The sequence below is a fragment of the Methyloparacoccus sp. NF-16 genome, assembly GCF_056880625.1.
This window is the reverse complement of sequence record NZ_CP174130.1, coordinates 2865613-2875348: the sequence shown is the minus strand read 5'-3', so window position 1 is coordinate 2875348 and position 9736 is coordinate 2865613. Positions and strand designations below refer to the sequence as shown.

Below are 9736 nucleotides of genomic sequence, written 5' to 3'. Positions count from 1 at the left end.
TGCGCAAGAAATCAGCGAGCCCCTAGAGTCAGCTCCCCCGGCGGGAGGCCGGCATGAAAACCAGCAAAAACAACGACTTGGCGGTTGCCGGTTTGCGGCAAAAGTGTCGTGACGCCCAAATTTTCGTCGTGTTCAGCTAGTTTTTTCGAGGTGCCGCGATGAGCGAATACAAGCAACTTGAAGCCCTGCGCAGATATCGGGAGCTACCGGAAGAAGGTTTGGTGACGGTTCAGGCAGTTATGGGGCTCATGAAGTGGGGCAGGACCACGACGTGGCGAAAAATCAGGGACGGCGAATTCCCGCCGCCGCTGAAGATTGGACGCGCCATCCGCTGGCGCAAGGTCGACGTGGAGGAGTTCCTGCGCGCTGGTCTGCAGCAGGAGGGAACCAGTCATGACCTCTGATGTGCGCAGCCCCCGCCCCGACGCCGCCAGCGCCGGGAACGGGAGGGTCTACCCCAGAGTGCGAGGCCAGTATGCCATCCCGACGGCCAGCGACATTGAGACCGAGTTCCGCGCCGCGATGGCCGGGGCCGGCGTCGCAACAGATGACCCCATCATTGCTGATGGCCGGCTGCATCGGGTTCACGTGGATGGGCACAAGCGCGGCACGCGGAATGGGGCCTACACCCTTCACGCCGACTGCCACCCCGCCGGGTGGTATATGGACTACACGAGCGGGGCCAGGGGGACCTGGAGGGCCGCTGGCAGCCCACAGGCCGACCCCCACGCCCGCGAGCGCATCGCCGCAGCTCGCGCCCAACGGGAGGCCGAGGAGCAATTGCGCTACCTTGAGGCCGCCCGGCGCGCGGCCCGGATTTGGGAACAGGCGACCGAGTGCGAGGGCCATTTGTACTTGGCACACAAGCGGGTCAAGCCATGGGGCGTGCGTGTCCGGGGCGACAGCCTGCTGATTCCGCTTCGGGATTCATGGGGCCGGCTTTGGAGTATTCAAAGCATCACCCCGGATAGCACCGGGTTTGCCAAGCGGTTCATGACTGGCGGCCGTACGAAAGGCTGTATGCACTGGGTCGGCAGTGGCACGCAAACCTTCTTCGTCGCCGAGGGCTACGCGACCGCCGCCACGTTGGCTGAGCGGACGGGATTCGGCGCCTATGTCGCGTTTAGCGCTGGCAACCTGCTCGCGGTGGCAACGGAGCTCCGCGACATCTTCCCCGGCCGCCGCATCATCATCGCAGGCGATGCCGACCCGGCTGGTCGGGAAAAGGCCGAAGCCGCTGCCAGGGCGGCGCGGGCGGAGTTGAGCATCCCCGAGTTTCCGCAGGGTGTGAGTGGCAGTGATTGGAATGACCTTGCCGTTTTGGGGGAGGCGCACCATGGATGAGCCGACTGTCATCGCTTTCGACCCGCTGGGCAAGGCACGCGCGCCCGATTGTCGCTTTGTGCCGCTGACCTATCCGCAGCTTTTGCAGCGCCCGGCGGCAGAGGAAACCATCGAGGACGTTCTGCCCGCCACAGGTTCCGCCTGCGTCTATGGGCAGAGCGGCGCAGGCAAGACCTTTCTCGCCTTGGATATGGCGCTGGCCATTGCCCGAGGAGACCGGTACTGGTTCGGCTACCGGGTGGCGCAGCGCCAAGTCCTGTACCTGGCCTTGGAGGGCGAAGGCGGCATCGTCGACCGGCTTAAGGCGCATGCCAACGGCGCCGGCAAAGTTATTCCCGATGCGTTCAAGGTCATCGAGGCGCCCTTCGAGCTGTGCGGCGATGCCGATGATATTGGCCACCTCCTGGTGCTGATTCGTGGCTGCGTCCGGCCGGTGGTGTTTGTCGATACCTTGACGCGGGCCACGCCGGGGATGGACCTCAACAACGGGGGAGATATGGGGCGGGTCATCAAGGCCATCGACCGCATCCGCCGCGAGGGCGATTGTCTGGTGGTCTGCATCTACCACGCCACCATCAAGAGCAATGCGGTCGGTGCCACGGAGATGGGGCACTCGAGCTATCGCGGCAGTCTCGACGCTTCCATTTTTGTGCACAAGGACGAGGCTGGCGCCAAAAGCTGGCGAACGGTGAAGGCCAAGGATGCCGAGGATGGCAAGGGGCACGAGTTTGGGCTGGCGGTGCACGAAGTGAGGACCAACCAGTGTGGCCACCCGAAGTCGTCATGCTGCGTGGTTGAGACCTATCGGCCCGCATACAACCCGGAGGCCGAAAAGCGCGCGATGGCTGACCAGCTCGAAAACTGCATCGTCTCCGGCTTCAACGCCACGCCGCGGAGGTATTACACCAAGCGAAACCTTGAGGATGATAGGCCGCCGGGCATCCCCCGAGACGCCATCAAGGCACTGCTCGCCGCGCTTGAGGCCGAGGGTCGGGTGGTTGAAATCGACCTGCCGCAGGATGAACGCCAGGGTCGGAGGACGCATTACCTGCATCCCGTGAAGCGCCTACCTATTGCGCGGGGTGAGCAATGAGCCCCGCGCATTGCCGCGCAATGGTGGCCAAATCCGGCATCCCACCGGCCGAAATGTATTGCGCGGTTCTATTGCGCGGCCCTATAGGAACCGAGCAATCGCGCAATAGGCGCGAGTGCTCTGTCCAGGGTTTCCCGGCTATTGCGCGGAGCAGGCAAAAATCGTCCGCGCAATGCCGCGCAATACATTTGCTGGCATCCCTTTGGCGAGAAACCCCATGCCGCGCCGCGAGGTTCCGGCCGGCTGACCACTCACCCCAGCGGGCAGCGACGGCCGGGACTTCCGGCTGACCACGAGGAAAACCACCATGCTTTCAGCACTCGCAAGCGGCACACTCGTCCGCACCCCAAAATCCGGTACCAGCGCCAGCGGCACCCGCTGGTGCAACGCCACCCTTCGCGTGCCCTGCGGCCAGGACAAGGAGGGCGCGGCGCTGTCCGCCTTCGTTACGATTCTGGCGTTCAGTGATGTGGCCGACCAGTTAGCCCGGCTCGATGCCGGCGATGCGGTTTCCGTCGCCGGCAACCTCAAGCCGACCGAGTATCAGGCAAAAAGCGGCGAGATACGGCACGGCATGGAAATCATCGCCAATGCGCTGCTGTCGGCCTATCAGCTCCGAAAAAAGCGCGGCGACACCGACCGTGCACCCGCCGAAAAATCCGCCCCAACCGCCCCACCGCCCGACGAATGGGGCAGGACCTATGGCCGGCCAGGCGGACAGGATTTTGATGACGCCATTACTTTCTGACCGGAGGAGCCATGAGCAAAAAAAACGAATTCCTCGCCGCGCTGACCGCGTTCAACGAACTGACCGAGCGCGGCCAATGCGAAACTCCGGAGGCGCGCCGGGCCTGGGACCGGCTAATCCGGGTGGCGCCGAAGTGGTTCCTCGACATGATGAACGCCAAAATGCGCGAGCTGGACCTGCTGCCCGAGCCGGCGGGGTTCGATGCCGATGGGCGGCCTGTCTACGCAGCTGAGGCCGTGGCCGACACGCTGGGCCTGCCGGCGGCGGAGGTTGCTGCCGAGGCGAATGGCGAGCTGGTCTCAAGGGTCCACTGAGCGCGCCTCATGAGCCACGCCGGGACCCCGTGGGACTTTTGGCCCTTGGCGGCGCGGGTCAGGCGGCGGAGCACCCCAGAAACATCATCGTGGTGTGGCTTGTCATCTTTGTCATTCCGCGTATTGCGCGGATTGACAATCCCAGCCTCCTCAGCCGTTTTCCCCGACTTGCCACCCAGCCCCAGCGGGTTATTCGCCCCACCCGGCTTCACCTCACCCTCAGCCCCTGGCGTGGTTTGCTGGTCGGCCTGGGTCAGCAAGGTCTCGATGGCGGCGCGGGTCTCTTCGCGGCTGGTGATTTGACTTATTGGCCATCTGACCTATATTCAGAGTGCCAGAACAGTCAACCAAGCCTGAGATAAGGCGGCTCCCTCCCGGTTTAGCGAGGAGCAAGCGGTGACTCCGTAATGAGTCCGTAATGGCTGGTCTGGGGGGAGTGGTCGAGGGTTGCGGCCACTCCCCAAGATAGGCTTCAACCTCAGCTAGCCGCATCAGTGTTTATGGTGTCGGTGCCTGCTCTCCATGATGCTGTCTCACCATGGACAAGCCGCCATTAGTGGCTGTAGACACAGAAACCCGCCGCGCGGCGGGTTTCTCGCATCTGCCCTTTGCCTTTCCTTGGCTTCCTTCATGATCCACGGCAGGAAATCGACTGCTACCGTTGCTGCCCCGTCTTGGCGGCATATCAAATGGAAGCAAGTATTATCGCGTCCCCCCGAACCACCCGCTCATGCAAATCCGGTCGGTCGCGGGCGAGGCGGCGGAGGGTGTAGTCGAGATTGGTGCCGCCCTTGGTCTTAATGTTTCTATTAGAAACATTTCCATCATCGGCAGGACGCCCAGGCCCTGTCCTAAGCCCGCCGCGCTCGGATTCCAGCCGGTGCCAGCATCAGGGCCTGGGTCTGGCGCCGGGTCACGCCGGCTCCTTGTCGTCCAATTCATCCGCATGTTGCCGCAATACCTGATTCATCAGGCTCTGGTAGTTGGCCCCGATGGCAGCGGCATGGTGCTTGTAGATCTTCACCGTGTCCGCGTCCAGTCGGATGGTGATGCGCGTCTTGGTGGTTGTCGCTGGTCGGCGTCCGCGCCTTGGGCGAACCGCCGCCCATTCCGCCTCGGACAGCGGGCGGGCGTCCTCGTCGGATTCCGCCGCCGCCGTGATGCGGGCATCTTCCAGAGGGGTGGGCATGTCGATGACGCGCCCGTGTCTAGTCCTGATCTGCATATCGCCTTGCCTCCCGCCGGTTGGCTTTTCGCAAGCTGATAATCCGTCGCTGCCCGTTTCTCTCCACGAACGCCACGTGGTAGAGCCTGGTGCCAATGGGCACAAGCCCGCACTGACCCAGTCCGCTTCGCTCACCCAAATAACTCGCTATGTGAACCGAGTCGGGCCAGTCGCAATATGTCAGCACCCTGTTTGCGATAGATCAGCAGCAAATCCGGTTTGAGGTGGCACTCACGATAGCCCAACCAATCGCCAATCAGTTCATGATCGTGGTGTTTGGCCTCCAGAGGCTGATCGGTGACCAAGGCCAACAAAATCGGCCTTAAAACCTCATCCAGGGTGGCCCGGTGCGGCCCCTTGGCTTCACGCTTGTAATCTCGCTTGAAGGCCGTTGCCCGTTCAATCGTCCGCATGCAGATCGGCCATCAGGTCGTCGACATTGGCAAACCGTACACCTTGACCATCTTCCAGCTCTGTCATGGCCTGATGAGTCGTGGCATTGGGGGCCTTCACATCGAACGGCAACCTGCGCTCATCAGCGACCCGCAGCATCAGCAAGCGGATGGCATCGGAGACGGACAGGCCCATCGCTTGCAGGGCATCCGTGGCCCGCTTCTTCGTGTCCGCATCGATACGGGCACGCACGTAGGTGTCGGCAGTCGTCATGGTCATTACCCCTGTGTCGGATTCTGAAGTTCTAATGTAGTCACATTGGGACTATCAGACAAGCTACCTAAACTGCATGGATGCGATGATGGACCACCCCCATCCCTGACGCGGCTCGCCGTATTCCTTGCGGGTGTCGTCCCAGGTCAAGGCGTCGTCCCATTCCAGATAGACCGCCGCGCTCAGGGGAACCCCGTGCTTTTCGAGGTTGCGTTGGTCTTTGGCCGCGTCGAGCTCAATCCGCATACGACAAAACTGTATGTACAATAATTATGCGCGTCAATTCGCCCCCCGCGTTATTGTCGTGACGCCATGCTTTGAGCATGGATTCCGTTCAGCAACTCGTCGTGTCATGTCTCAGTCTCTCCGCCTGAGACCGCCGTTGCCCGCCACTCATCGGGCGACGGCACCTTTCCCGGTGGTCAATCATGAGTGATGACCGCCTTGCCCGCCGCCGTGCGCTGGGCGCTGCCCGCCAGGCCCGCTACCGGCAGGCCCATGCCGGCCAGTTTCAAACCCTCCAGATCCCCGCCCGCCTGCACGCCGCGCTGAAAAGCCGCGCCCATGCGGCGGGTTTGCCTGTTCATCGCTATCTCACCCTCAAAATCGGAGCCTGCTGATATGTCCGAGTACGAAACCCTTCTCCAGGAGCTGGAGCAGCTTCACGCCAGCAACCTTCGCAGTGCCCGCACGATGCGGAAGTCCCTGTCCGCTGGGCGGCCACGCGGCAATACTCGCCGCCGCCCGGATTTCGGCAAGCCCGCTCCCGACCGTGCACCGGCTGCCGCCGGCATCGACCTGGTGAAGGCCGAGCAGACCCTGCGCAACATCGACCGTGCTGGCTTGCTGACAAAGGCGCAGTCCGACGAAGCCTGGCGCCGGCTGATGAACCTGCGGCCCGTTCAGGTGGTGCCAATCAAGTGATTCATCCCGGCACCGGCGCGCTGCTGACCGAACTGCTCATGTTCAAGGCCGCCTGCATCCGCAAGACCGAGAAGGTCGTCCAGGCCAAGACCCTGGTGGCCGACCTGTACCGCGCCGGCGCCATCGACCGGAACCGTGCCGAAGCCTTGTCCGCCCGAATCCACCGACTTGAGGAACGCATCCAATGGTAGCCGTAGAGACTGCGCGAAATCTGCTCAACTCCGCCCTCCGACGCGGGGAAGGCACCACCAAGGCCCGCAAGGAGCTTAGCGCCGCTGAGGCCGCCGAGGCCAAGGAGCGCGAGACCAATGACCGCGTGTTGTCGCAAATGGAAAAGGCCCGCGCCGACGCCATCGCCAAGCAGGTGCAGACGGACTGCGCACAACTGCGGGCGGCCATCATGGCCGAGTGCCAAGGCGTGCTCCCTGGCTTCGAGCCGGCTGTGGCCATCGAGAGTCACCATTTGACCCTGCTGCTGGAGGCCCGTAGCCGGCACGCGGATGTGGTCGCCGCACGGGATGAACTCGATGCCGACCTGGACACCTTGCGTGCCCGGCTGGCGGATGTGGAAACCCAGTTGTCCGCCCTGCAAGCCAAGCCCTCCCGCACCGAAGCCGACAACGGTGCCGCCCACTTCCTGCTGCTAGACCGGGCCGACATCCGGGCGCTGATGGAGGCCGCCGAGGCGCAGAAGGAGGCGCTGGTGTTCCCGGACTTGAGCGGCCTGGAACGCGACTGGCGCCGGGCTCAGGCGGCTGCGCGGCACGGTGCCCTGCGTCGCGTCATGGTCGAGCTGGAAGGCCGGCTGCTGGACACGGCACATACCGTCGCCGCGGATGTTGGTCTGGCTGACACCCAGCATCGGTACTCGCCCAGCGCGGCCATGCGGCAAGCCTGCGCCCGCAGCATCGTCTGAGCCGTGGACGCGCCGGGGGTTCGCTATTTCGAGGTGCAAGCGGGCGGGCAGACTATCCGCCTGTTCCGCTGCGAGGTGCATCACGCCGACTTGACGCCCACCGCTTGCGCCGCCCGTTTCCGCGATGCAAAGAACCCCTTTCGGGATGATTTCAGTCGCTGCCGCTACTGCCCGATTGGCGCCGCCCATGCCGGCAAGCCTGCCGAGGTTAAGCCACCCTCGGACTGCGTGCGCTGCGGCAAATGGGCTCCCAAGCTGGTGCGCGGTCTCCTGTGCGTGCCTTGTTACAACCGCCAGTTGGAAGTCTTGCGTGGCAAGGACCGGCGCGGCCGTTCGCCCCACACTCACATCTACCTGTGGGGGCGCGAAACCCGGCGCGAGCCACAAGCCATCCCGGCGGTATTCCCCGTGATCGTGCGCGTGGACGGCAAGACCCTGAGCATCACCGCCGCCACCTTCCGCGAGGCTTTGTTGACCGCAGACCGCCTCGTCTGCCACGGCCGACCGATGCCGCTGGAGGTCCTGAATGCGGCTGAGATTGGCCGGCAGGCGCCACGTCATCGTTTTGAGCGAGCTGCATGAGTACCGTCGACCTGGCAGCCATCGAAGCCGCCGTCAAACACTATCTGAGCCCGGAGGCCCCGTCCGTTCTGGAATGCTGCCGCACGTTTGGCGTGTCCGAGGGCACGTTGCGTCGGGTGCTCAAAGCGCGCGGGTTCATGATTCGCCCGGCGGTCGAGTTGAAGCGCCAGCGTGTTGTCGACCATTTCACTGGCGGGGACGGGGCGGACCGGTTAGCGGACGTACAGCCCACGGTCGAGGACATCGTTGCGGCGGCTGAGGTCGACATAGCCGATATGGAAAGCGCCCTCACCGTGGCCCGGCAGTGCATTCAGCGCCTCCTGGCGTTCGTGCCGAAAGCCCAGGACGCCCGCGAGATCAAGTTGATTGCCGAGGCCAACGAAAAGGCCATGCTGACCATCCGCCGCATCCGCGAGTTGGATGCCGTGCCCGATCTCGCCGGCATGTCCGACGAGGAACTGGAAGCCATCGCCCGCGGGGCCCGCCGATGACCGCCCCTGCCGCCTTTCGCGCTGCCGCCGCCCTGGAAATCCGGCGCCGCCGCGCCGCGGGCAACGGCGTCGGCGTTTTGGTTCAGCAGCACGCGAACTGTTGGCGCTACCGTGACCGCATCCTGACCGATGACGAGGCCGAGATGGTCCGTCGGACCCATCGCGGACAGCTGATCGTCGTCCACCGCGAGGCTGCGCCCTTGCCTGATCGGAGTTGAAGCCCGTGACCCCCGAATCCTTCACGCCCCCGTCTCTGGACGGCAAGGACGCCCGCTACCCCCGGTCTGGCGACCGCTGCGACATTTGCCATAAGCGGCTGCGCGGGCAAACCCTATCCTTGGTGGCCGTGCAGGAGCGGCTGATGCCCGACGGTGCGGGTGAGCCGGACTACGACGGGCCATGGTTCTGGCCACTGGTGTACTTCTGCACGCCCCACTGTGCCCGTGCTGCGCCACAGGTGCTCGAATCCGCCGGCATCGCCATGACCTCACCCGCCGAGTCGCTGGTTACTCGCTGTGCCCGATGCGGCACACTGACAGACCGAACTCAGCTCGTGACCAATCTGGTGCTGGACCAAGTGCAAGTTGGTGGGACGGACGACGATGTGACCACGTTGTTCGACTTCGCCACGCTGTGCCGCCCCTGCGCTGAGGAGTTGGAACTGTTCGTCGATGAGGAGCTAGACGAGGACGACTACGATGGCGAGCCCGTCGAGTTCGAGTCACTCGGGGCCCCCTACGAATGACCGACGCCGGGTATGAATTCGCGCGCGGCATCCCCCTGGGGGTGCGGACCTGCGATACCTGCGGCGAGTACCTGGATGATGCCTACTTGAGCATCGACGAGTGCTTCGAGACGCTGGTCCCCGATGGCGATACGGTCGAGCCGACGGTCCGCGAGACCCATGAACTGAAGAAATTTTGCTCTTTCGATTGCGCCGAGGATGCGGTGTATGACTTTATCGACCAGCATTGCCTGAGCTTCGAGGGTGACGGCCCCGCCATCGAGCCGGTCACGCCGTGCGCCAAGTGTGGAATTCCGGTCCTGCGGTTGGCCGAACATTCGGTTCTGTCCCTGCTCTGGCTTGAGGCCGGCCACCACGTTGTGGGGGCGGAACACCTGGCCGTGCTGTGTCCCGGCTGCGGTGGTTTCTACGGTGACGACGACGACCCGGACGGCGGTGAACCGGTGGTGCCGATGCCCGTCTTGCTGGCGGCCTGATGCCCGCCTGCGACCCGCATTCGGCCCAATACAGCCGGGCCGGTGATGGCGCAGAAGCGGCTCGACCGCATAGCCCGCGAGTCCCCCGAGCTACTTGCCGAGATTCAGGCCCGGACCAAGCGCATCGAGGCGGGTGAAATAAAACCGCAAATTTACGGTTTGAAATCCGATGCAGGCGGCAAGGCTGTAGATGGGCTAATTGGCACATCTAT

At 63.9% G+C, this 9736-nt stretch carries 18 protein-coding genes; 13 read left to right on the top strand and 5 right to left on the bottom strand.

What is annotated here, in order from left to right; translation table 11 throughout:
• Positions 1-158: 158 nt before the first annotated feature.
• From ACH5N8_RS13590 to ACH5N8_RS13570, 5 genes are all read left to right on the top strand, one after another.
• Entirely contained in the window at positions 159-404 is a 246-nt protein-coding gene (locus ACH5N8_RS13590) for a helix-turn-helix transcriptional regulator (RefSeq protein WP_483281715.1), read from the top strand.
• Positions 394-1344 carry a toprim domain-containing protein gene (locus ACH5N8_RS13585; protein ID WP_483281714.1) on the top strand — a complete coding sequence of 317 codons (951 nt, stop codon included), beginning with the start codon at positions 394-396 and terminating at the stop codon, positions 1342-1344. The genes ACH5N8_RS13590 and ACH5N8_RS13585 overlap by 11 nt, the downstream gene beginning before the upstream one ends.
• Positions 1337-2437 carry an AAA family ATPase gene (locus tag ACH5N8_RS13580; RefSeq protein ID WP_483281713.1) on the top strand — a complete coding sequence of 367 codons (1101 nt, stop codon included), beginning with the start codon at positions 1337-1339 and terminating at the stop codon, positions 2435-2437. Before ACH5N8_RS13585 ends, ACH5N8_RS13580 begins: the two co-directional genes overlap by 8 nt.
• Positions 2438-2744: 307 nt before the next feature.
• Positions 2745-3185, top strand: a complete 441-nt coding sequence (locus ACH5N8_RS13575; RefSeq protein ID WP_483281712.1) for a single-stranded DNA-binding protein — start codon at positions 2745-2747, stop codon at positions 3183-3185.
• 11 nt (positions 3186-3196) lie between these two features.
• On the top strand, positions 3197-3499 hold the full coding sequence (locus ACH5N8_RS13570; RefSeq protein WP_483281711.1) for a hypothetical protein: 303 nt from the start codon (positions 3197-3199) through the stop codon (positions 3497-3499).
• 913 nt (positions 3500-4412) lie between these two features.
• Here ACH5N8_RS13570 and ACH5N8_RS13565 read toward each other — a convergent pair.
• The 5 genes from ACH5N8_RS13565 to ACH5N8_RS13545 all read right to left on the bottom strand — a co-directional run bounded on the left by ACH5N8_RS13565 (position 4413) and on the right by ACH5N8_RS13545 (position 5977).
• Positions 4413-4724: a BrnA antitoxin family protein gene (locus ACH5N8_RS13565; RefSeq protein WP_483281710.1), complete on the bottom strand. Its 312-nt coding sequence runs from the start codon at positions 4722-4724 to the stop codon at positions 4413-4415.
• A gap of 131 nt (positions 4725-4855) precedes the next feature.
• Positions 4856-5137 carry a type II toxin-antitoxin system YafQ family toxin gene (locus ACH5N8_RS13560; RefSeq protein ID WP_483281709.1) on the bottom strand — a complete coding sequence of 94 codons (282 nt, stop codon included), beginning with the start codon at positions 5135-5137 and terminating at the stop codon, positions 4856-4858.
• Entirely contained in the window at positions 5124-5390 is a 267-nt protein-coding gene (locus ACH5N8_RS13555; protein ID WP_483281708.1) for a type II toxin-antitoxin system RelB/DinJ family antitoxin, read from the bottom strand. The genes ACH5N8_RS13560 and ACH5N8_RS13555 overlap by 14 nt, the downstream gene beginning before the upstream one ends.
• Before the next feature lie 63 nt (positions 5391-5453).
• On the bottom strand, positions 5454-5636 hold the full coding sequence (locus tag ACH5N8_RS13550) for a BrnT family toxin (RefSeq protein ID WP_483281707.1): 183 nt from the start codon (positions 5634-5636) through the stop codon (positions 5454-5456).
• A gap of 176 nt (positions 5637-5812) precedes the next feature.
• Positions 5813-5977, bottom strand: coding sequence for a hypothetical protein (locus ACH5N8_RS13545; protein ID WP_483281706.1), 165 nt, complete (start codon positions 5975-5977; stop codon positions 5813-5815).
• Between the two features lie 34 nt (positions 5978-6011).
• Here ACH5N8_RS13545 and ACH5N8_RS13540 point away from each other — a divergent pair, with 34 nt between their 5' ends.
• From ACH5N8_RS13540 to ACH5N8_RS13505, 8 genes are read left to right on the top strand one after another with little or no spacing between them, the layout of a single operon-like run.
• Positions 6012-6314, top strand: coding sequence for a hypothetical protein (locus ACH5N8_RS13540; RefSeq protein ID WP_483281705.1), 303 nt, complete (start codon positions 6012-6014; stop codon positions 6312-6314).
• Positions 6311-6505, top strand: coding sequence for a hypothetical protein (locus ACH5N8_RS13535; RefSeq protein ID WP_483281704.1), 195 nt, complete (start codon positions 6311-6313; stop codon positions 6503-6505). The genes ACH5N8_RS13540 and ACH5N8_RS13535 overlap by 4 nt, the downstream gene beginning before the upstream one ends.
• Positions 6499-7230, top strand: coding sequence for a hypothetical protein (locus ACH5N8_RS13530; RefSeq protein WP_483281703.1), 732 nt, complete (start codon positions 6499-6501; stop codon positions 7228-7230). The genes ACH5N8_RS13535 and ACH5N8_RS13530 overlap by 7 nt, the downstream gene beginning before the upstream one ends.
• Before the next feature lie 3 nt (positions 7231-7233).
• Entirely contained in the window at positions 7234-7812 is a 579-nt protein-coding gene (locus tag ACH5N8_RS13525) for a hypothetical protein (RefSeq protein ID WP_483281702.1), read from the top strand.
• Complete coding sequence (locus tag ACH5N8_RS13520; RefSeq protein WP_483281701.1) at positions 7809-8303, top strand: hypothetical protein; 495 nt, start codon at positions 7809-7811, stop codon at positions 8301-8303. Before ACH5N8_RS13525 ends, ACH5N8_RS13520 begins: the two co-directional genes overlap by 4 nt.
• Entirely contained in the window at positions 8300-8521 is a 222-nt protein-coding gene (locus ACH5N8_RS13515; protein WP_483281700.1) for a hypothetical protein, read from the top strand. The genes ACH5N8_RS13520 and ACH5N8_RS13515 overlap by 4 nt, the downstream gene beginning before the upstream one ends.
• Before the next feature lie 5 nt (positions 8522-8526).
• The gene (locus tag ACH5N8_RS13510; protein ID WP_483281699.1) at positions 8527-9048 is read left to right on the top strand and encodes a hypothetical protein; all 522 of its coding nucleotides are present in this window, start codon (positions 8527-8529) and stop codon (positions 9046-9048) included.
• Positions 9045-9524, top strand: a complete 480-nt coding sequence (locus ACH5N8_RS13505) for a hypothetical protein (protein ID WP_483281698.1) — start codon at positions 9045-9047, stop codon at positions 9522-9524. Before ACH5N8_RS13510 ends, ACH5N8_RS13505 begins: the two co-directional genes overlap by 4 nt.
• Positions 9525-9736 lie beyond the last annotated feature (212 nt).